The organism is Microbacterium sp. CFBP 8794 (assembly GCF_014841235.1).
GTDB lineage: Bacteria > Actinomycetota > Actinomycetes > Actinomycetales > Microbacteriaceae > Microbacterium.
The window spans coordinates 144,361-164,791 of the sequence record NZ_JACYTT010000002.1; the positions used below are offsets into that span (position 1 = coordinate 144,361).

Consider the following 20,431-nt stretch of genomic DNA (forward strand, 5'->3'; position numbering starts at 1 on the left):
TCAGTGCGCCTTCGGGTTGGACTTCGCGCCGTTCGCGCCGTAGCCGGCCTTGGACATGGCCCAGCCCACGATGGCGCCGACGACGAGCAGACCCACCGAGGCCCACACGAGCACGGGCAAGTCGAGCCAGAAGAACAGCGTGCCGAACGCGAAGGCGGCGAGCATGATGATCACGGCCGTCCAGGCGGCGGGCGAGTGTCCGTGGCCGGGATCGCCGATGGGGTTGCTCATGGGGCTCCTTACAGTCGCGCGCGGGCGCGGGGGAAAGCGTGGACCAAGTCTATCGAAGCGCGAGCGTCTCCCCGGTCCCGACGTCTCGATGTCGCGAGGTCGGTCTCGACCCGGCCGCCGCGCGACGGATCAGGCCGTGGGGTCGTCGCCGCGCGACAGATCGTCCCACGAGTCGATCGCGTCGTGGGGGCGGCCGCTGTCGGCGCCCGCCTCGGTGGCGGTGCGGTACTTACGGCTCGCGCCCGACGTCCAGCCGCGCGCGGTGATGAGGGTGAACACGGCGGCAGCGGCCAGCACGACCTGTGCGAGCAGCGTCACCGCGGGCCACGGGGTGAGCGACAGGTTCGACACGAGCGCGGCCACGGCATCCGTTCCCGAGATGCCGGTGGCGTCGGTGACCGTGGCGGCGGTGGCCGAGACGGGCGTGGCCGCGAGCATCTGAACGGTGCCAAACCCGACGAGCGCGGCGATCGCGAGACCCAGGGCACCGAAGACGTAGCGCAGGACGGGGCCGACGATCGAGAGAGCCGCTCCCAGCGCGAGGGCGGCGAGGCTCAGCGGGGTGAGCACCGGGAGCGCCTCGGCGCCGGGCACCGCGAGCGTCTGCTGCGCGCCGTCGTCGAGGGTGACATCGATCCACGTCTGCGTCGAGGAGATGACGCCGATGGCTCCCGCCAGCAGCATCGCGAGCACCGACATCGATCGGGCGCGACGCATCACCGTTCCCCCACGACCGGCTGCAGGTCGTCGGCGTCGAAGCAGGTGTGGTCGCCCGTGTGGCACGCGGCGCCGATCTGGTCGACCTCGATGAGCAGGGTGTCGCCGTCGCAGTCGAGGCGCGCCCCCTTCACGAGCTGGATGTGGCCCGACGTGTCGCCCTTGCGCCAATACTCCTGACGCGAGCGAGACCAGAAGGTCACCCGGCCGGTGGTCAGCGTACGGCTGAGGGCCTCGGCATCCATCCACCCGACCATCAGCACCTCGCGCGAGTCGAACTGCTGGATGACGGCGGCGACGAGTCCGTCGGCGTCGTACTTCACGCGGTCGACGCTCACCGGCGCACCTCGATCCCCTCGGACGCCATCGCGTCTTTGACCTGACCCACGGTCAGCTGACCGGAGTGGAAGACGGATGCCGCGAGCACGGCGTCTGCACCGGCCTGCACCGCCGGGGCGAAGTGCTCCAGTGCTCCCGCGCCGCCCGAGGCGATGACGGGCACGGCGGCCACCTGACGCATCAGGCGGACGAGTTCGAGGTCGAAGCCCTGTTTCGTGCCGTCGGCGTCGATCGAGTTGACCAACAGCTCGCCGGCCCCGCGTTCGACGGCCTCGCGTGCCCACTCCAGGGCGTCGAGGGTCGTCTCGGTGCGCCCACCGTGGGTGGTCACGACGAAACCCGAGGGGGTGGATGCCGCCCGCTTGACGTCGAGCGAGAGCACGATCACCTGAGCGCCGAAGCGGTCGGCGATCTCGTCGATGAGGGCGGGGCGCGCGATCGCGGCGGAGTTCACGCCGATCTTGTCGGCGCCGACCGACAGCAGCCGGGCGACATCGTCGGCAGAGCGCACTCCCCCGCCGACGGTGAGGGGGATGAACACCTGCTCGGCGGTGCGGCGGACGACGTCGTAGGTCGTCGAGCGCTCGTCGACCGTGGCGGTGACGTCGAGGAACGTGACCTCGTCGGCGCCCTGGTCGAAGTAGAGCTTCGCGAGTTCGACGGGGTCGCCCATGTCGCGCAGGTCGAGGAAGTTGACGCCCTTCACGACGCGGCCGCCCGCGACGTCGAGGCACGGGATGACGCGACGCGCGAGGGTCATCAGAGCCTCGCGGCGAGGATCTCGGTGACGAGGATCGCGCGAGCGCCGATCGCGTACAGCGCGTCCATGACCTGGTTCACGTCGCGGCGCGGGCTCATCACCCGCACGGCCACCCACTCGGGGTCGCGCAGCGGCGAGATCGTCGGCGACTCCAGGCCCGGGGCCACGGCGACGGCCTGCTCGACGAGCGCCGCGGGCAGGTCGTAGTCGATCAGCACGTACTTGCGGGCCGCGAGCACGCCGCGCAGGCGCCGCAGCAGCGTCTCGGTGCCGGGGGCCTCTTCGGGACCGGCGATCAGCACGGCGTCGGACTGCAGCAGCACGGGCCCGAAGATCTCGAGCCCCGCCTGACGCAGCGTCGTGCCGGTGGAGACGACGTCGGCCACGGCATCCGCCACTCCGAGCTGCACGGCGGACTCGACTGCGCCGTCGAGCGGCACGATGTCGACGGCGATGCCGCGCTCGTCGAGGAACGCATCGACGAGGCCCGGGTAGGCGGTCGCCACGCGCAGGCCCTCGAGGTCGGCGATGTCGGTGAAACGTCCGGGGCGGCCGGCGAAGCGGAACGTGGAACCGGCGAAGCCGAGCGACTCGACCTCGCGGGCGCCGGGCATGCGCGCATCGAGCAGCAAGTCGCGGCCGGTGATGCCGACGTCGAGCGCGCCGGAGCCGACGTAGGTCGCGATGTCACGGGGGCGGAGGTAGAAGAACTCGACCTCGTTGACGGGGTCGACGGTGTAGAGGTCTTTGGAATCGCGTCGTCCGGTGTACCCGGCCTCCGAGAGCATCTCGGCGGCGGTTTCGGCGAGCGACCCCTTGTTCGGCACGGCGATTCGCAGCATGACGGGGGCTTTCGTGTGGGGTGAGCTGTGGGAGGAGGAGCGGGGCTCAGAGATGTCGGTAGACGTCCTCGAGCGACAGGCCCTTGGCCAGCATGAGCGTCTGCAGGTGGTAGAGCAGCTGCGAGATCTCTTCGGCGGCGGCGGCGTCGGACTCGTACTCGGCGGCCATCCACACCTCGGCGGCCTCTTCGACGATCTTCTTGCCGATGGCGTGCACGCCCGCGTTGAGCTGAGCGACGGTGCCGGACCCCTCGGGTCGCTCGACGGCCTTGGCGCTGAGTTCCGCGAACAGGTCGTCGAAGGTCTTCACGGTTCCAGGGTATCGGGTCGGCGGGGGTGGGGATGCCCGCGGGTGTGCGGTCGGCGGTTGGGGGTGGCGCGGTCGGGTGGGTGGCGCGCGGCGGCGGCAGGTGCGGTGGGGTGGGCGGCGGGCGGCGGCGGTCCCGGCTGCGGGTGCGGCGGGGTGGCTGGCGCGCGCGGCGGGCGGGGCGACGCACGGCGGAAAGGCCGTCAGCGCTCACGCGGCCCCGATGACGGCATCCGGGTGCCCCCGTCACCTCGCATAAACGCTGATCCTGCGCGCAAACGGTACGGCAGCGCGTTTATGCGCAGGAAGAGCGTTTATGCGTGAGGGCGACACGCGATGGGCCGAGACGCGGCGCCGGGCGTGGCGCGGGCGCGGCTCAGTGGTGGTGGCGGGCGGCGGAGGCGCGGAGGGACTGGATCGCGCGGTCGGGGTCGTCGGCGCCGAAGACGGCGGATCCGGCGACGAAGGTGTCGGCCCCGGCCTCGGCGGCCTGGGCGATCGTCGATTCGCCGATGCCGCCGTCGACCTGCAGCCAGACGGCCGAGCCGCGGCGCTTCGCCTCGTCGGCGAGCGAGCGGAGCTTGGGCATCGTCTCGGGCATGAACGACTGCCCCCCGAAACCCGGTTCGACGGTCATCACGAGGATCTGGTCGAACTCGTTCAGCACGTCGAACAGGTTCTCGACGGGGGTGCCGGGCTTGACCGCCACTCCGGCGCGCGCGCCCATCGCGCGCAACTGCCGGGCCAGGGCCACGGGTGACGCCGCGGCCTCGAGGTGGAAGGTGACCGACGCTGCACCCAGCTCGGCGTAGGCGGGAGCCCAGCGGTCGGGGTCGTCGATCATGAGGTGCACGTCGAGGGGCACCGGGCTCGTCTGCTGGATGCGGCCCACCATCTGCGGCCCGAACGTGAGGTTCGGCACGAAGTGGTTGTCCATCACGTCGACGTGCACGAAGTCGGCGCCCGCGATGCGTGCGAGCTCGGCCTCCATGTTCACGAAGTCGGCGGCGAGGATGCTCGGGTTGATGCGCGGGGCGTCGGTAGGCACTCGACCATTATGGGCGCGTCGGTCGCCGGCCCCCGGTGCGGGGATGCGTGAGGTGCAACGATGTGTCGCCGCAGGCGGCGCGGGAGCGACAAATCGTGGCGACTCGCGCGGTGGTGAGCGTGTCAGCGCTTGCGCAGGAGAGCGATCGACATGGCATCCGTGCCGTGGCGGTGGGGCCACAGCTGGGCGCGGAGCGAACCGTCGGCCTGGTCGGGCAGATCGATGGGCTCATCGACGATGTCGCGGACGACGGCGCGGGCATCGAGCTCCTCCACCGCATCGCCCAGGGCGCGCTTGACCTCGGCCACGACGCCCGCGGTCTCGGCGAGGTGCGGCGAGCACGTGACGTAGGCGACGACTCCCCCGGGCTTCAGCGCCTCGAAGGCCGCGAGCACGAGGTCCTGCTGCAGAGCGGTGAGGTCGGGAACGTCGCTCGGAGTCTTGCGCCACCGCGCCTCGGGACGGCGTCGCAACGCCCCGATCCCCGTGCACGGGGCATCGACGAGGATACGGTCGTACTCCCCCGGCGTGCGGGTCGCGCGTTCGCGACCGTCTTCTTCGCTCACCTCGATGTCGAGGGGGACGGATGCCACGGCCTGGCGCACGAGCCCCGCGCGCGCCGGGGCGATCTCGTTGGCGTCGAGGTGCGCACCGTGGGCGAGGGCCTCGGCGCCCAGCAGCGCGGTCTTGCCGCCGGGACCCGCACACAGGTCGAGCCAGCGCTCTCCCTCGCGCACGGGGAACGCGCGGCTCAGGGCGAGGGCCGCGAGCTGGGATCCCTCGTCTTGCACGCGGATGCGGCCACCGGAAGAACGGATGAGCGCCTCGGGGTCTCCGCCGCGCGTGAGGAACGCCGTGGGGGCGTACGGCGTGGGGCTGGCGTCGCCGGGAACCTCGGCGAGGCCGGGGAGGGCGACCATCGCGACCCGCGGGGCGACATTGTCGGCCGCGAGCAGTGCGTCGAGCTCGTCGGCCCGGCCCTCGGCGGTCAGGGCGCGGCGGAGCGCCCGCACGATCCACACCGGGTGTGAGGTCGTCAGCCCGAGGCGCTCGTCGTCGCTGCGGGCTTCGGCGGCGATGCGGTCCATCCACTGGCCGGGGGTGTCGCGCGAGACTCGGCGCAGCACCGCGTTCGCGAAGCCCGCGGCACCCTTGCCGCCGCCGTGGCGACGCGCCAGCTCGACGGACTCGTTGACCGCGGCGTGCGAGGCCACGCGGGTCGACAGCAACTGGTGCACGCCCAGCCGCAGGGCGTCGAGCACCGCCGGGTCGATGCGGTCGATCGTCCGGTCGGCGGCGGCGGCGATGATCGCGTCGTACGTGCCGCGACGGCGCAGGGTGCCGTACGTGAGCTCGGTGGCCAGACCGGCGTCTTTCGCGTCGAGTCTCGCGCGCACGATCGCGTGCGGGAGCAGCAGGTTGGCGTAGGCCTCGTCACCCGAGACTGCGCGCAGGACGTCGTACGCGACCGAGCGCGCTCCCTGCACGATCATGCGCCCAGCACCGGGTCGCTCGTGCGCAGACCACGGAACCAGTCCCCCGCGTCCATGGCGCCCTTGCCGGCGGGTTGCACGCTCTCGAGGCGCAGGGGCGTCGTGCCGGTGCCGACGATGACGTCTCTTCCGGATGCCGCGACCCTCCCGGGCGGCAGCGGCGGTGCATCGGCGGGGGTCGCCCGCAGCACCTTGAACCGGGCACCGTCGAGCGTGGTGTGGGCGCCGGGCTCGGGCGTGACCCCGGCGATCTGGTGCAGGAGGTCCTCGGCGTCGCGGGTGAGATCGAGCGCACCGTCGGCGAGCACGAGCTTGGGCGCGACGGTCGCTTCGCCCGCCTGCGGGGTGGCGGCGGCCGTTCCGGCGGCGATGTCGTCGACCACGCGGGCCAGCAGGGGCGAACCGAGCTCGGCGAGGGCCTCGAGCACGTCGGACGACGTCGCACCGGAGGGAACGGCGTAGCGCTCCTCGGCGAACACGTCGCCCGCGTCGAGAGCGGCGACCAGCTGGAAGACGCTGGCCCCGGTCACCGCGTCGCCCGCGATGAGCGCCCGCTGCACGGGGGCGGCGCCGCGCCAGCGCGGCAGCAGGGAGAAGTGCAGGTTGATCCACCCGTGCGCGGGCGTCGACAGCAGCGGTTCGCGCACGAGCCCGCCGTAGGCGACGATCACGCCGAGCTGCGGCTCGAGCGCGTCGATCCGGGCGGTGACGTCGGCGTCGAGGCGGTCGGCCTTGATCACCGGCAGGCCCAGCTCGTCGGCGGCCTGCGCCACCGGCGAGGGCGTGAGCACGCGCTTGCGGCCCCAGGGTGCATCACTGCGCGTGACGACGGCGGCGATTTCGTGCGGACCGGATGCCAGGGCACGGAGCGAGGGGACGGCGACGGCGGGGGTGCCGGCGAAGACGAGGCGCATGGTTCTCCTCAGACGGTTCGAAGCGGGCTGTGCGGAGCGGGTGGTCGGGATCGCCGCACGCTCACAGGTCGGGCTCGGGGATGTCGAGACGAACTCTGAGCGTACTGCGCGGCTGGGGACCGCGATTCTTCCGCGACTTGCGCGCGCGCAGAGCATCGGCGATCACTCCGGCCCGCAGGGCCTCGGCCACCGCGCGTCCCTGTGCGTAGTCGAAGCGCACCAGCGCCCGGGAGGTGGCGAGGTCGGGGGTCTCGGAGGTGTCGACCGGGCCCAGGATGGCGAGCGGGTCGAGCTCGGGCACCGTCTCGCGCAGTGAGGCCAGAAGCGCGTCGACGCTGCGGGTATGCCCGTCGACGCTGGCCACCCGCACGGCGGGCGGCATGCGCAGCGGTGCACGGTCGATGAGCTCGCCGCGCGCGTAGGCCGGCTGAGTCCAGGTCGCCAGCGCCCGGGCGACGGGTCCGGCGACCCCGACCAGATGCACCGGAGCGCCCGGGGCGGCGAGGGCGGCGGCGTTCGACCACCAGCGCAGGCAGCTCTCGGCGATGCGTAGGGCCTCGCTCTGCAGCATGCGGTCACCGTCGAGCAGGATGACGGCGCGGTAGCCCTTGCGCGCCAGGGGCTCGGCCCCGCGAGTGGCGATGATCAGGGCGGGCTGGTCGTCGACCTCGGCCACCGGATGCGCACCGTCGGCGACGATCACCCGCGTGTTCGGGAACGCACGACCGAGCTCGTCGGCGGTGCGCTCGCTGCCCGACGACGCCATGCGCAGCTTGGCCGACCCGCAGTGCCCGCACGTCCAGGCGTGGGCACTGCGCCCGCACCAGGAGCACACCGGGGTCGCCCCCGGCCGCGCGGCACGCAAGGGCCCCGCGCAGTGCGCGCAGCGGGCCGGGCGACGGCAGTCGGCGCAGACGAGCGACGGCGCGTACCCGGGACGTGCGACCTGCACGAGCACGGGACCGCTCTTCAGCGCCTCACGGGCCGCCGCGAACGCCGACGACGGGACGCGCGACATGCGCTGCTCGCCCTCGCGGGTGGCGCTGAGCACGATGCGCGGGCTGGGGCGACGGGTCTGCACGATCTCACGGACGTACCCCACCTCGACCAGGCGCTGCACGTCGGTCGTCCGGGTGTGCCCGGCGAACAGCAGGGCGGAACCCTCGAGCTCCTGCCGCACCAGGGCGGCGTCGCGCGCGTGCACACCCGGGGCCAGGGGCTCGGCGAGCAGGGAGTCACCGTCGTCCCAGATGGCCACGAGACCCGTGTCGTGCGCCGGGGTGTACACACCCGATCGACGACCCACCACGATGCACGGCACCGGGGCGAGGGCACGCAGATACTGCGCGTAGCGGGCGGGGCCGGACTGATCGGAATCGTCGCGCACGATGGCATCCGGGGTCACCAGCTCGGCCAGAGCCGCCAGCAGCTGCGCCTGATCGCGGTAGTCGGGAACGACGAGCACGGCGCTGCGTCCCCGCGCCAACGTGTGCACGGCGGCGGCGGCCAGAAGATCCGCCCACGCGCCGCGCGGCAGGTCGGCACTCGGATGCGGAGGGGCATCGACGGCGATGCGCTCGCCGCCGTCGATCGCCGCGGCGAGGTCGGCGTAGGGGGCGAGCAGCTGATGGGCGCGCTCGAGGGCGGCGGGAACGACCTCGGGCGGTTCGGGGGCGGGGGCGGCCGCCCAGGCCTTCTCGGCGCGCACCATGCGCTTGGGGACGGCCAGGCGCAGCACGTCGCTCACCGATCCCGCCGCGCGGTCGGCGACTCGCCGCGCGAGCGTGTACAGCCGCTCGGGCAGCACCGGCATCGGCGAGACGACCGTCTCGATAGACGACAGGGGACGCTCGCTGCCGTCATCGGCCACGACCTCGACGACGAAGGCGTCCATCATGCGACCGGCCGAGCGCAACGGCACCTTCACCCGCACTCCCGGTGCGACGTCGCCGACGAGCGGGTGCGGCACGGCGTAGTCGAACAGGCGATCGAGCTGCGGCACGGGCGACTCGAGCTGCACGCGCGCCACGCGGCGCTCGCTCACGAGCTACTCCCGCGGGCGCGATCATGCGCGCTGCCGACGCCCGCGGTGCCCAGGCCCGCGGTGCAGAGGCCCGCGGCGCCGACGTGCGTGCTGCCGAGACCCGCAATGCCGACGCCCGGAACGCCGACCATGCTGGCGCCCGCCTCGCCGACTCGCGCGCCGCCAAGACCCGCGACACCGATGCCCGCAACTCCGAGACGCGCAACGCCGACGGAGCCGCGTGGCCCGCGGCCGTGCTGCACGCTCAGATCCCGGAGGCGGCGCGCAGCTCGTCGACGCGGTCGGTGCGCTCCCAGGTAAAGTCGGGCAGTTCGCGGCCGAAGTGGCCGTAGGTCGCGGTCTGCGCGTAGATCGGGCGCAGCAGATCGAGCTGGTCGACGATGGCCTTGGGGCGCAGGTCGAACACCTCGCGGATCGCGCGCACGATCACGTCGTCGGCCACGTGCGCCGTTCCGAACGACTCCACGTACAACCCGACGGGATTGGCCTTGCCGATGGCGTAGGCCACCTGCACCTCGAGGCGGTCGGCGAGGCCCGCGGCGACGGCGTTCTTCGCCACCCACCGCATGGCGTAGGCGGCCGAGCGGTCGACCTTCGACGGGTCTTTTCCGCTGAAAGCGCCGCCGCCGTGACGGGAGGCGCCGCCGTAGGTGTCGATGATGATCTTGCGACCGGTGAGACCGGCGTCGCCCTTGGGGCCGCCGATGACGAACGGGCCGGCCGGGTTGATGTAGTACTTGACGTCGGGCAGCTCGAGACCCGTCTCGGCCAGCACGGGGTCGATGACAGTGGCCTGGACCTCGGCGCGAAGGTCTTCTTGCGAGATGTCGGGGTGGTGCTGCGTCGACAGCACGACGGAGTCGACGGTGCGCGGAACCAGGCCCTCGTAGCCGAGGGTGACCTGCGTCTTGCCGTCGGGGCGCAGGAACGGGAGCGTGCCGTCTTTGCGGACGGATGCCAGGCGCTCGGCGATGCGATGAGCGGTCCAGATCGCCATCGGCATGAGCTGCGGGGTCTCGTTCGTCGCGAAGCCGAACATGATGCCCTGGTCGCCCGCGCCCTGCAGGTCGCGGGGATCGACCGAGCCCCGCTCGCGCTGCTCGAACGCCTTGTTGACGCCCGCGGCGATGTCGGACGACTGTGCGCCGATCGAGATCGAGACGCCGCACGATTCGCCGTCGAAGCCCGTGTCGCTGGAGGTGTAGCCGATGCGGTTGACCACGTCGCGCACGATCGCCGGGATCTCGACGTAGGCGCTGGTCGACACCTCGCCGGCGACGTGCACGAGACCGGTCGTGACGAGGGTCTCGACGGCGACGCGACCGGTGGGGTCGTCGGTGAGGATGGCGTCGAGGATGCTGTCGGAGATCTGGTCGCAGATCTTGTCGGGGTGTCCTTCGGTGACGGACTCGGACGTGAACAGGCGCAGGTCGGTCAAGGCGACTCCGGGAGGGTAGCGAGGTGGGGACGGGCACAAGTATGCCCCGGGCGGCGCACGGCCGTCCGGGGCATCGTCACATCTGTGAACAGTTCACGTGTGAGCGGGTCTCGCCGGGAGATTACTCCGCAGCGCGCAGACGCAGCTTGTCTTCGTGGATCTCGTGCAGCGCGATCGTCAGCGGCTTGTCTTCGACGGTCGAGTCGACGAGCGGCCCGACGTTGTCGAAGAGGTTGCCCTCGTGCAGGTCGGAGTAGTAGTCGTTGATCTGACGCGCACGCTTGGACGCGTAGATGACCAGCTGGTACTTCGAGTCGACCTTGTCGAGCAGTGCGTCGATGGGCGGGTCGATGATGCCCTTGTCACGTCCGGCCATGGGGAACCTCCTGGTTCGGCGGGATGGGGTGGATGCGGCGCCGGAAGCGCCGAAGCATCCTCGTATTCTAGCCGACGCGGGCTCGGACTGTGCCGAGGGCCCGCCGCGGCGTGTGCCGCGGCGCCCGGCGGGGCAGCCACGGCAGTGTCGGCCACGCCGAAGGCGCGACATCGGGGCGTGTTCGGTGCACCGGGGCGCACCGTGTCCGCCCCGTTGCACCATTCGCGCCCCGAACGGGCCCGTGCGCCGAGCCGGCCCGTGCGCCGAGCCGGCCCGCGCCCCCAACCGGCCCGCGCCCCGAGCCGGCCCGCGCCCCGAGCCGGCCCGCGCGCCGAGCCAACCCGAGCCCGGCCGAACCACGCCGCAACGGGTCGGCGACGCGTCAGTGCTGCGCGGCGGCCAGGGCGACGACGTCGGCGGCGGCCGACGCGACGTCCTCGTTCACGACGCGGTAGTCGAACTCGTTCTGGGCCGCGAGCTCCACGCGGGCGGTGCGCAGGCGTCGGGCGCGCTCCTCGGCGTCTTCGGTTCCGCGTCCGACCAGGCGCTGGACGAGTTCGTCCCAGCTGGGCGGGAGCAGGAACACCAGGGTCGCCGAGGGATCGGCCGCCCGCACCTGGCGCGCGCCCTGCAGGTCGATCTCGAGCAGGGCGGTGCCGCCGTCGGCGAGCACCCGCTCGATGGGCTCGCGGGGCGTGCCGTACCGGTTCTTGTTGTGCACGACCGCCCACTCCAGCAGCGCACCGGTGGCGACCAGGCGGTCGAACTCGGCGTCGTCGACGAAGTAGTAGTGCTCGCCCTCGACCTCGCCGGGACGGGGCGCGCGCGTCGTCGCCGAGACCGAGAGTTGGATTTCGGGGTAGTGCTCCTTGATGTGCGCCGCCACCGTTCCCTTGCCGACCGCGGTGGGACCGGCCAGCACGATGAGGCGGCTGCGTCCGTCACGCGGCCCAGGCTCGGGCCACCGGCCGTCGAGGAAGGCGCGCAGCGCGTCGCGCTGCCGGGTGCCGAGGCCCCCCAGGCGCTTGACCGGCGAAATGCCGAGCGAGGCGAGGATGCGGTCGCGCTTGCTCTCGCCGATCGCGGGGATCGCGGTGAGGAACTCGGTGACGCGCATGGCCCCGGCCGCCGACAGCGGGTCGGCGAGGCCGCGCCGCAGGAGCTCCTGCGGCGAGATCACGCGCGTCGACACATCGCGCTTGAGCGCGGCACGCTCGCGACGCGCCTCGACGGCGCGGCGCGAGGCGGCGGCGCGGTCGACCTCGGGCGGGCGACGGGTCTCAGCCATGCAGGGTCTCCCGGTAGAGCGCGGCGCGCTGGTCGATGCGGGCGGCCAGACGATCGGGTCCGACCGCGAGGATGCTCCGGCTCTCGTTGGCCACGACCGCCTTCGCGACGTAGCCGAAGAGGCGGCCCAGGTCGGCGGGCTCGGCACCCTGCGCGCCGAAGCCGGGAGCGAGGATCGGCATGCCCGCGAGCGCGACGTCGCCGAGGCCGAAGGCGGCGCGGTCGACCGTGGCGCCCACCACCACGCCGATCGGGCCCAGGGCTCCGGGCGCTCCGAGGTTGGCCTCGTTGATGTCGTGCGCGACGCGCGCGGCGACGTGCTCGTGGTCGCCGACGGCGAGGGCGTCGTCGACGATTGCGCTCTGCACGGCCCGTGCCTCGGGGTTGCTCGTCGCGGTGAGGACGAATGCGCCCTTGCGGTGATGCACCGCCAAGGAGAGCGTGGCGCGCAGCGAATCGGCGCCCAGGTACGGCGTCAGGGTCACGGCGTCGGCTTCGAGCGGCGAGCCGGGCTCGAGCCAGGCGTGGGCGTAGCCCTCCATCGTCGTGCCGATGTCGCCGCGCTTGGCGTCGGCGATCACCAGCAGACCCGCCGCGCGGGCTGCGGCCATCACGTCTTCGAGCGCGGCGAAGCCCTTCGAGCCGTACCGCTCGAAGAACGCCACCTGCGGCTTGACCACCCCGACCCGGCCGACGGCGGCCTCGACCACCCGCAGACCGAACTCCCGGGCGCCCTGGGCCGTGGCATCCAGCCCCCACGCCGACAGGAGTGCGGCGTGGGGGTCGATGCCGACGCACAGGGCGCCGTGGGTGTCGAGGGCGGCGCTGAGCCGCTGGCCGAACGTTTCGCTCACAGACGCCCCGCGCGATCGATGGCGTACTCCTGCAGGCTCCGCACCTCGAAGCCGTCCTTCATGGCGCCGAGGGCGCTCACGGCGGCACCCAGGACGGCCATCGTGGTGAACAGCGCCTTGTCGGCGGCCACGGCCGCCGCGCGGATCTCGTACCCGTCGGCGCGGGCCGTGCCGCCGCTGGGCGTGTTGACGATCATGTCGATCTCGCCCGCGTTGATGAGGTCGACGACGTTCTGCTGACCCGACCCCTGCGTCTCGGAGTACTTCTCGACGACCTGCACCTTGATGCCGTTGCGGGCCAGGATCTCGGCCGTGCCCTCGGTGGCCATCAGTTCGAAGCCGAGCTCCTGCAGACGGTGGGCCGGCAGGATGACGGCGCGCTTGTCGGCGTCGGCGACCGAGATGAACACGGTGCCCGAGGTGGGCATGCCGCCGTACGCGGCCTCCTGCGACTTCGCGAACGCCGTCGGGAAGTCGCGGTCGATGCCCATGACCTCACCGGTCGAGCGCATCTCGGGTCCGAGCACCGAGTCGACGGTGTGACCGTCGGCGGTGCGGAACCGCTTGAACGGCAGCACGGCCTCTTTGACGGCGACGGGTGCGTCGAGCGGCACGCGGGAACCGTCGCCCTCGGGCAGCAGCCCCTCGGCGATGAGCTCGGCGATGGTGTCGCCGACCATGATGCGGCTGGCGGCCTTCGCGAGCGGGATGCCGAGGGCCTTCGACACGAACGGCACGGTGCGGCTGGCGCGGGGATTGGCCTCGATCACGTAGAGCACGCCGGCCGAGATCGCGAACTGCACGTTGAGCAGCCCCCGCACGCCGACGCCCTTCGCGATCGCGAGGGTGGCCTCGCGCACGCGGTCGACCTCGGTGCGACCGAGGCTCACCGGCGGAAGGGTGCACGAGGAGTCACCGGAGTGGATGCCGGCTTCTTCGAGGTGCTCCATGACGCCGCCGATGTACAGGTCGGTGCCGTCGTACAGTGCGTCGACGTCGAGCTCGATCGCATCGTCGAGGAAGCGGTCGACCAGCAGCGGCAGGCCGGGTCCGATGATCGCCTGGTCGGCGACGCGCACGAAGTAGTCGCGCAGGGCGTCGGTCGAGTAGACGATCTCCATGCCGCGGCCGCCGAGCACGAAGCTGGGGCGCACGAGCACGGGGTAGCCGATCTCCTCGGCGATCGCCACGGCGCCGTCGACGTCGATCGCGGTGCCGCTGCGGGGGGCCACGAGACCCGCCTCGTCGAGCAGACGCGAGAACAGCTCGCGCTCCTCGGCGAGGTCGATCGCCTCGGGGCTGGTGCCGAGGATCGTGTAGCCGGCGGCCTCGATGCCCTTCGCCAGGCCCAGCGGAGTCTGGCCGCCCAGCTGGCAGACGACACCGAGGATCGTGCCCGACTGCGCCTCGGCGTGCAGCACCTCGAGCACGTCCTCGAGCGTCAGCGGCTCGAAGTACAGGCGGTCACTGGTGTCGTAGTCGGTCGAGACGGTCTCGGGGTTGCAGTTGACCATGACGGTCTCGTACCCGGCATCCGACAGCGCGAACGACGCGTGCACGCACGAGTAGTCGAACTCGACGCCCTGGCCGATGCGGTTGGGGCCCGAGCCGATGATGACGACCTTCGTGCGGTCCGAGGGCGTGACCTCGGTCTCGACGTCGTAGCTGGAGTAGTGGTACGGCGTGAGGGCCGGGAACTCCCCCGCGCAGGTGTCGACCGTCTTGTAGACCGGGCGCACGTCGAGCGCGTACCGGATGCCGCGCACCTCGGCCTCGTCGAGACCGCGGATCTGGGCGATCTGCACGTCGCTGAAGCCGTGGTCCTTCGCGAGACGGAGGGTGTCGGCGTCGAGGGTCTCGGCCTGTGCGATGAAGCCGGCGACCTCGTTGATGAGCACGATCTGGTCGATGAACCACGGGTCGATCGCCGTCGCGTCGAACGCCTGCTGGGGGGTCGCGCCCAGGCGCAGCGCCTGCTGCAGCACGACGATGCGGCCGTCGGTCGGCTTCTTCGACACCTCGAGCAGCTCGTCGACCGAACGCGACTCCTCGCCCCAGTGGAAGCTCGATCCGCGCTTCTCGAGCGAGCGGAGCGCCTTCTGCAGGGCGGTCGTGTAGTTGCGGCCGATGGCCATGGCCTCGCCGACCGACTTCATGGTCGTGGTGAGCGTGGTGTCGGCGGCGGGGAACTTCTCGAAGTTGAACCGCGGCACCTTGACCACGACGTAGTCGAGCGTGGGCTCGAAGCTCGCCGGGGTCACCTTGGTGATGTCGTTGGGGATCTCGTCGAGGCGGTAGCCGATCGCGAGCTTGGCGGCGATCTTGGCGATCGGGAAGCCGGTGGCCTTGGACGCCAGGGCCGAGGAGCGCGAGACGCGCGGGTTCATCTCGATGACGATGATGCGGCCGGTCGCGGGGTCGACCGCGAACTGGATGTTGCAGCCGCCGGTGTCGACGCCCACGGCGCGGATGATGTCGATGCCGATGTCGCGGAGCTTCTGGTACTCGCGGTCGGTGAGCGTCAGCGCCGGGGCCACGGTGATCGAGTCCCCCGTGTGCACGCCGACCGGGTCGACGTTCTCGATCGAGCAGACGACCACCGTGTTGTCGGCGGTGTCGCGCATGAGCTCGAGCTCGTACTCCTTCCACCCGAGGATCGACTCCTCGAGCAGCACCTCGCTGGTGGGCGAGTCGTGCAGGCCCGCGCCGCCGATGCGGCGGAGGTCGTTCTCGTCGTAGGCGAAGCCCGAGCCGAGGCCGCCCATGGTGAAGCTGGGTCGGACCACCAGCGGGTACCCGAGCTTCTCGGCGCCGGCGATCAGTTCGTCCATCGAGTGGCAGATGACGGATGCCGCGACATCGGCGCCCGCCTCGAGCACGAGCTCCTTGAAGATCTGACGGTCCTCGCCCTTGTTGATCGCCTCGAAGTCGGCGCCGATGAGCTCGACATCGTACTTCTCGAGGATGCCGAGCTTGTGCAGCGCGATCGCCGCGTTCAGCGCCGTCTGTCCACCCAGGGTGGGGAGGATGGCATCCGGCTTCTCTTTGGCGATGATCGTCTCGATCACCTCGGGGGTGATCGGCTCGATGTAGGTCGCGTCGGCGAAGTCGGGGTCGGTCATGATCGTCGCCGGGTTGGAGTTGACGAGGATGACGCGCACCCCCTCTTCGCGGAGCACGCGGCACGCCTGGGTGCCGGAGTAGTCGAACTCGCAGGCCTGACCGATGACGATCGGGCCGGAGCCGATGACGAGGACGGAGTGGATGTCGTCGCGCTTAGGCATTCTTCTTCTCCTGGGTGGCGATAACCATGTCGCGGAAGCGGTCGAACAGGTAGTTGGCGTCGTGCGGGCCGGCAGCGGCCTCGGGGTGGTACTGCACGCTGAACGCGGGGATGTCGAGGGCGCGGAGGCCCTCGACCACGTTGTCGTTGAGACCGATGTGGCTCACCTCGACGCGGCCGAAGCCGGCGGGGCTGTCGACCACGGCGTCCAGCGGAGCGTCGACCGCGAAGCCGTGGTTCTGCGAGGTGATCTCGACGCGCCCGGTGGTCTTGTCGAGCACGGGCTGGTTGATGCCGCGGTGGCCGAAGGGCAGCTTGTAGGTGCCGAAGCCCAGGGCGCGCCCCAGCAGCTGGTTGCCGAAGCAGATGCCGAAGAACGGCAGTCCGTCGCCGAGGACGGCGCGCAGCAGCTCGACGTGCTGGTCGGAGGCCGCGGGGTCGCCGGGGCCGTTGGAGTAGAACGCGGCGACCGGCTCGATCGCGCGGATCTCGTCGATCGTCGCGGACTGCGGGAAGACGTGCACGTCGAAGCCGCGGGCGGCGAGGTTGTCGATCGTCGAGGTCTTCACGCCCAGGTCGAGCACGGCGAGGTTGCCGATGCGCTCCGCGGTGGCGGCGGTCACCTCGACCTCGGTGACGGACACCTCGGCGCTCAGGTTGCGCCCGGCCATGCCGGGAGCCTCGCGGACGCGGCGCAGCTGCTCGTCGGCATCGAGGTTCGCGAGCTCGCCCGAGAAGACGCCGCCGCGCATGCTGCCCGAGGAGCGGATGCGACGGGTGACGGCGCGGGTGTCGATACCCGAGATGCCGACGATGCCGTCTTCGACGAGCGCGTCGTCGAGCGAGCGGTCGGCGCGCCAGTTCGACACCATGCGCGAGGGGTCGCGCACGACGTAGCCGGCGACCCAGATGCGGCGTGATTCGGGGTCCTCGTCGTTCACCCCGGTGTTGCCGATGTGCGGGGCGGTCTGCAGCACGATCTGGCCCGCGTACGAGGGGTCGGTGATCGTCTCCTGGTAGCCGGTCATGCCGGTGGCGAAGACGACCTCGCCGAGGGTCTCGCCGCGCTGGCCGTACGCGCGGCCGGTGTAGCGGGTGCCGTCTTCGAGGACCAGGACGGCGGGGTCTCGCGAGATGAGTGAGGAAAGGGTCACGGCGGTCATGCGTCGCTTCCTGTCGTGAGGATGAGGGGACGGATGGCGTCGGCGAGGGCTTTCGCCGAGGCATCCTGGGGTCGGAGGTAGGTGTCGACGACGGTGTCGTCGTCGATGCGCCAGCTGATGCGCGTCAGGCCGTCGCGCTCGACCACGCGGTCGATGGCGACGGTGGCCTGAGCGGCATCCACCAGGCGGTCGCGGGTGAGCGCGATGCGGGGCTGGCCGGGCAGGTCGAGGGCGACACCGAGGGTCGTGACCGTGATGTCGACGCGGGAGCGGAAACCGAGACCCTTGATGGCGAGGCGCTCGAGCGGCTCGTCGTGACGGGTCGTGGCGACGTAGAGCCCCGGGAACATCGCCGTTTCGACGGCGTTCTCGGGCAGCTCCCCCACCGGGGCCGTGTAGCGCGCATCGCGCCGCGTTCGTCGCACCCAGGCCCAGGCCAGCAGGGCCAGCAGCACGACGGCGACGCCGGCCATGACCAGCAGGGCGCCTTCGCGGCTCACGCGAGCACCCCGGGAGCGTCGAGCAGGGCGCCGTCGACGACCGTGGGGATGCCACGACGCACGGTCCAGCGCACCTCGCCCGGCAGCTCGCGGCCGAGGTACGGCGAGTTCTTGCTGCGGCCGCGCAGGTCGCCCACCCCGAAGGTGCGCGAGGGGCGCGGGTCGTACAGCGTGAACGACGCGGCCTGTCCCGTGGTCAGCGGGGTGCCGTGGCCGTCGAGACGGCCGATGCGCGCGGGGGCGGCCGACATGACCCGCGCGACGTCGGCCCAGTCGAGCAGGCCCGTGTCGACCATGGCCAGCTGCACGACGCGCAGCGCGCTCTCGAGGCCGACCATGCCGTTCGCCGCGGCGGCCCACTCGCAGGCCTTCGCCTCGGCGGGGTGCGGGGCGTGGTCGGTGGCGACGATGTCGATCGTGCCGTCGGCCAGGCCCTCGCGCACGGCCAGGACGTCTTCTTCGCGGCGCAGCGGCGGGTTGACCTTGTACCGCGCGTCGTAGTCGCGCACGAGCTCGTCGGTCAGCAGCAGGTGGTGCGGGGTGACCTCGGCGGTCACATTCACACCGCGCTTCTTGGCCCAGCGGATGATGTCGACCGACCCCGCGGTGCTGAGGTGGCAGACGTGCAGGCGCGAGCCCACATGTTCGGCCAGCAGCACGTCGCGGGCGATGATCGATTCTTCGGCGACGGCCGGCCAGCCGGTCAGGCCCAGTTCGGCCGAGACGGCGCCCTCGTTCATCTGCGCGTCCTCGGTGAGCCGCGGGTCTTGCGCGTGCTGGGCGACGACGCCGTCGAACGCCTTCACGTACTCGAGCGCGCGGCGCATGATGAGCGGGTCGAAGACGCAGAAGCCGTCGTCGCTGAAGACCCGGACGCGCGCGCGGGAGTCGGCCATCGCGCCGAGCTCGGCGAGCCGCTCCCCCTTCTGGCCGACCGTGACCGCACCGATGGGCTGCACGTGCACGTACCCGGCCGCCTCGCCCAGCGCGAGCTCCTGCTCGACGACTCCGGCGGTGTCGGCGGTGGGCGAAGTGTTGGGCATGGCGAAGACGGTGGTGAATCCGCCGGCCGCGGCTGCTCGCGATCCGGTGAGGACGGTCTCGGATGCCTCGAACCCGGGCTCGCGCAGGTGCACGTGCAGGTCGACCAGGCCGGGGAGGGCGATCAGCCCGTCGGCGTCGACGACGGTGGCACCCGCGTGCGACAGACCCGAGCCGGTCTCGACGATGACCCCGTCGCGCACCAGGAGGTCGGTGGCATCCCGTCCCTCGACGCGCGCGCCGCGGACCAGAAGCGTCTGGGAGGGGGCGTGGCTCATCGAAGGTCCTCTTTCTCGGTGTCGGGCCGCTCGCCCGCCAGCAGCAGGTACAGCACGGCCATTCGCACGGAGACGCCGTTCGTGACCTGCTCGAGCACCGTCGAGCGAGGGGAATCGGCGGCTTCGGCGGAGATCTCCAGACCCCGGTTCATGGGGCCGGGGTGCAGAACGATGCTACCGCCCGGCAGGGCCTCCAAACGCCGCGCGTCGAGACCGTAGCGCCGTGAATACTCCCGTTCAGTCGGGAAATACGCGGCGTTCATGCGTTCGAGCTGGATGCGGAGCATCATGAGCGCGTCGGGCTCTTGCGCGATGGCGTGGTCGAGGTCGTAGTCGATCTCGACCGGCCAGCCGCGGACGTCCTGGGGAACGAGCGTGGGGGGTGCGACGAGGGTCACGTGCGCGCCGAGCGTGTGCAGCAGCCAGACGTTCGACCGCGCCACCCGCGAGTGCAGCACGTCGCCGACGATCGTGACCCGGATGCCGGCCAGGTCGCGCCCGCGGCTGTCATCGCCGAACAGACGCTTGCGGATCGTGAACGCGTCGAGCAGCGCCTGGGTGGGGTGCTCGTGCGTGCCGTCGCCGGCGTTCACGACCCCGGCGGTGATCCATCCGCTGGTCGCCAGCGTCCGCGGGGCGCCGGACGCGCCGTGGCGGATCACCACGGCATCCGCCCCCATCGCCTGGAGTGTCTGGGCGGTGTCCTGCAGCGACTCGCCCTTGCTGACGCTGGAGCCCTTCGCCGAGAAGTTGATGACGTCGGCGCTCAGGCGCTTCGCCGCCGCCTCGAACGAGATGCGGGTGCGCGTGGAGTCCTCGAAGAAGAGGTTGACCACGGTCTTGCCCCGCAGCGTGGGGAGCTTCTTGTTCTCGCGGCGCTGGGTGTCGGCCATGTCCTCGGCGACGTCGAGGATCGACAGGGCCGCGGTGCGCGAGAGGTGCTGGGTGTCGAGGAGGTGCCTCATGATCCGATCGTCACCTCTTCGATGCCGTCGATCTCGGCGAGGCGCACGTTGACGCGTTCGTCGCGGGCGCTGGGGAGGTTCTTGCCCACGAAGTCGGGGCGGATCGGCAGCTCGCGGTGCCCCCGGTCGATCAGGGTCGCGAGGCGTACGGCCGCGGGGCGGCCGATGTCCTGCAGCGCGTCGAGCGCGGCGCGGATGCTGCGGCCCGAGAACAGCACGTCGTCGATCAGCACGACGACCCGGCCGTCGATGCCGCCGGCGGGGATCTCGGTCTTGCGCGGCGCCCGGGTGGGGTTGCGGTGCAGATCGTCGCGGTACATCGTCACGTCGAGCGAGCCGACCGGGACCGGCGCTCCCCCGAACTCGCTGACGAGCGGCCCGATGCGGTTCGCGAGCGTGACACCGCGGGTCGGGATGCCGAGGAGGACGAGTCCCTCCGGTCCCTTGTTGGACTCCAGGATCTCGTGCGAGATGCGCGTCAAAGCGCGGGCGATGTCGGCATCGTGCATAACGGTGCGCGTACTCATCCGTCGCTCCCTTCTCCGCCTCAC

General features: G+C 71.7%; 20 protein-coding genes. All 20 read right to left on the reverse strand.

Features of this window, described 5'->3' with window-relative positions:
* Complete coding sequence (locus IFU19_RS04365; RefSeq protein ID WP_055837438.1) at window positions 1-231, reverse strand: DUF6704 family protein; 231 nt, start codon at window positions 229-231, stop codon at window positions 1-3.
* A gap of 129 nt (window positions 232-360) precedes the next feature.
* Window positions 361-948: a Trp biosynthesis-associated membrane protein gene (locus IFU19_RS04370; protein ID WP_192013017.1), complete on the reverse strand. Its 588-nt coding sequence runs from the start codon at window positions 946-948 to the stop codon at window positions 361-363.
* Entirely contained in the window at window positions 948-1,286 is a 339-nt protein-coding gene (gene hisI / locus IFU19_RS04375) for a phosphoribosyl-AMP cyclohydrolase (RefSeq protein WP_055837432.1), read from the reverse strand. The genes IFU19_RS04370 and hisI overlap by 1 nt, the downstream gene beginning before the upstream one ends.
* Complete coding sequence (gene hisF / locus IFU19_RS04380; RefSeq protein ID WP_055940204.1) at window positions 1,283-2,047, reverse strand: imidazole glycerol phosphate synthase subunit HisF; 765 nt, start codon at window positions 2,045-2,047, stop codon at window positions 1,283-1,285. Before hisF ends, hisI begins: the two co-directional genes overlap by 4 nt.
* Entirely contained in the window at window positions 2,047-2,889 is an 843-nt protein-coding gene (gene hisG, locus IFU19_RS04385) for an ATP phosphoribosyltransferase (RefSeq protein ID WP_192013018.1), read from the reverse strand. Before hisG ends, hisF begins: the two co-directional genes overlap by 1 nt.
* A gap of 46 nt (window positions 2,890-2,935) precedes the next feature.
* Window positions 2,936-3,199, reverse strand: a complete 264-nt coding sequence (locus IFU19_RS04390) for a phosphoribosyl-ATP diphosphatase (RefSeq protein WP_192013019.1) — start codon at window positions 3,197-3,199, stop codon at window positions 2,936-2,938.
* A 373-nt stretch (window positions 3,200-3,572) separates the two neighbouring features.
* Entirely contained in the window at window positions 3,573-4,244 is a 672-nt protein-coding gene (gene rpe, locus IFU19_RS04395; protein ID WP_082509713.1) for a ribulose-phosphate 3-epimerase, read from the reverse strand.
* A gap of 122 nt (window positions 4,245-4,366) precedes the next feature.
* Entirely contained in the window at window positions 4,367-5,737 is a 1,371-nt protein-coding gene (locus IFU19_RS04400) for an RsmB/NOP family class I SAM-dependent RNA methyltransferase (RefSeq protein WP_192013020.1), read from the reverse strand.
* A complete protein-coding gene (gene fmt / locus IFU19_RS04405) occupies window positions 5,734-6,651 on the reverse strand; it encodes a methionyl-tRNA formyltransferase (protein WP_192013021.1) in 918 nt (305 codons plus the stop codon). The genes IFU19_RS04400 and fmt overlap by 4 nt, the downstream gene beginning before the upstream one ends.
* 61 nt (window positions 6,652-6,712) lie before the next feature.
* Window positions 6,713-8,695, reverse strand: coding sequence for a primosomal protein N' (locus IFU19_RS04410; protein ID WP_192013022.1), 1,983 nt, complete (start codon window positions 8,693-8,695; stop codon window positions 6,713-6,715).
* Between the two features lie 244 nt (window positions 8,696-8,939).
* Window positions 8,940-10,133 (reverse strand): methionine adenosyltransferase, encoded by a 1,194-nt coding sequence (metK, locus tag IFU19_RS04415; RefSeq protein WP_070408009.1) that lies wholly within the window; start codon window positions 10,131-10,133, stop codon window positions 8,940-8,942.
* 121 nt (window positions 10,134-10,254) lie between these two features.
* Window positions 10,255-10,509 (reverse strand): DNA-directed RNA polymerase subunit omega, encoded by a 255-nt coding sequence (gene rpoZ, locus IFU19_RS04420; protein WP_055837405.1) that lies wholly within the window; start codon window positions 10,507-10,509, stop codon window positions 10,255-10,257.
* A gap of 382 nt (window positions 10,510-10,891) precedes the next feature.
* Window positions 10,892-11,797 carry a guanylate kinase gene (gene gmk, locus IFU19_RS04425; protein ID WP_192013023.1) on the reverse strand — a complete coding sequence of 302 codons (906 nt, stop codon included), beginning with the start codon at window positions 11,795-11,797 and terminating at the stop codon, window positions 10,892-10,894.
* Window positions 11,790-12,650 (reverse strand): orotidine-5'-phosphate decarboxylase, encoded by an 861-nt coding sequence (gene pyrF / locus IFU19_RS04430; protein ID WP_191915119.1) that lies wholly within the window; start codon window positions 12,648-12,650, stop codon window positions 11,790-11,792. Before pyrF ends, gmk begins: the two co-directional genes overlap by 8 nt.
* Complete coding sequence (gene carB / locus IFU19_RS04435; protein WP_192013024.1) at window positions 12,647-15,934, reverse strand: carbamoyl-phosphate synthase large subunit; 3,288 nt, start codon at window positions 15,932-15,934, stop codon at window positions 12,647-12,649. Before carB ends, pyrF begins: the two co-directional genes overlap by 4 nt.
* Window positions 15,927-17,096, reverse strand: a complete 1,170-nt coding sequence (gene carA, locus IFU19_RS04440) for a glutamine-hydrolyzing carbamoyl-phosphate synthase small subunit (RefSeq protein ID WP_055837389.1) — start codon at window positions 17,094-17,096, stop codon at window positions 15,927-15,929. The genes carB and carA overlap by 8 nt, the downstream gene beginning before the upstream one ends.
* Window positions 17,093-17,596, reverse strand: a complete 504-nt coding sequence (locus tag IFU19_RS04445; protein ID WP_055837386.1) for a PH-like domain-containing protein — start codon at window positions 17,594-17,596, stop codon at window positions 17,093-17,095. Before IFU19_RS04445 ends, carA begins: the two co-directional genes overlap by 4 nt.
* Window positions 17,593-18,915: a dihydroorotase gene (locus IFU19_RS04450; RefSeq protein ID WP_192013025.1), complete on the reverse strand. Its 1,323-nt coding sequence runs from the start codon at window positions 18,913-18,915 to the stop codon at window positions 17,593-17,595. Before IFU19_RS04450 ends, IFU19_RS04445 begins: the two co-directional genes overlap by 4 nt.
* Complete coding sequence (locus tag IFU19_RS04455; protein WP_055940225.1) at window positions 18,912-19,880, reverse strand: aspartate carbamoyltransferase catalytic subunit; 969 nt, start codon at window positions 19,878-19,880, stop codon at window positions 18,912-18,914. Before IFU19_RS04455 ends, IFU19_RS04450 begins: the two co-directional genes overlap by 4 nt.
* A complete protein-coding gene (gene pyrR / locus IFU19_RS04460) occupies window positions 19,877-20,407 on the reverse strand; it encodes a bifunctional pyr operon transcriptional regulator/uracil phosphoribosyltransferase PyrR (RefSeq protein ID WP_055837376.1) in 531 nt (176 codons plus the stop codon). Before pyrR ends, IFU19_RS04455 begins: the two co-directional genes overlap by 4 nt.
* Window positions 20,408-20,431: the final 24 nt, after the last annotated feature.

Bases quoted from the DNA above. Each gene is read 5' to 3' on its own strand.
- IFU19_RS04365 (WP_055837438.1), bottom strand. From the start codon at position 231: ATGAGCAACCCCATCGGCGATCCCGGCCACGGACACTCGCCCGCCGCC.
- IFU19_RS04370 (WP_192013017.1), bottom strand. From the start codon at position 948: ATGCGTCGCGCCCGATCGATGTCGGTGCTCGCGATGCTGCTGGCGGGA.
- hisF (WP_055940204.1), bottom strand. From the start codon at position 2,047: ATGACCCTCGCGCGTCGCGTCATCCCGTGCCTCGACGTCGCGGGCGGC.
- hisG (WP_192013018.1), bottom strand. From the start codon at position 2,889: ATGCTGCGAATCGCCGTGCCGAACAAGGGGTCGCTCGCCGAAACCGCC.
- IFU19_RS04400 (WP_192013020.1), bottom strand. From the start codon at position 5,737: ATGATCGTGCAGGGAGCGCGCTCGGTCGCGTACGACGTCCTGCGCGCA.
- fmt (WP_192013021.1), bottom strand. From the start codon at position 6,651: ATGCGCCTCGTCTTCGCCGGCACCCCCGCCGTCGCCGTCCCCTCGCTC.
- rpoZ (WP_055837405.1), bottom strand. From the start codon at position 10,509: ATGGCCGGACGTGACAAGGGCATCATCGACCCGCCCATCGACGCACTG.
- gmk (WP_192013023.1), bottom strand. From the start codon at position 11,797: ATGGCTGAGACCCGTCGCCCGCCCGAGGTCGACCGCGCCGCCGCCTCG.
- carB (WP_192013024.1), bottom strand. From the start codon at position 15,934: ATGCCTAAGCGCGACGACATCCACTCCGTCCTCGTCATCGGCTCCGGC.
- carA (WP_055837389.1), bottom strand. From the start codon at position 17,096: ATGACCGCCGTGACCCTTTCCTCACTCATCTCGCGAGACCCCGCCGTC.
- IFU19_RS04450 (WP_192013025.1), bottom strand. From the start codon at position 18,915: ATGAGCCACGCCCCCTCCCAGACGCTTCTGGTCCGCGGCGCGCGCGTC.
- IFU19_RS04455 (WP_055940225.1), bottom strand. From the start codon at position 19,880: ATGAGGCACCTCCTCGACACCCAGCACCTCTCGCGCACCGCGGCCCTG.
- pyrR (WP_055837376.1), bottom strand. From the start codon at position 20,407: ATGAGTACGCGCACCGTTATGCACGATGCCGACATCGCCCGCGCTTTG.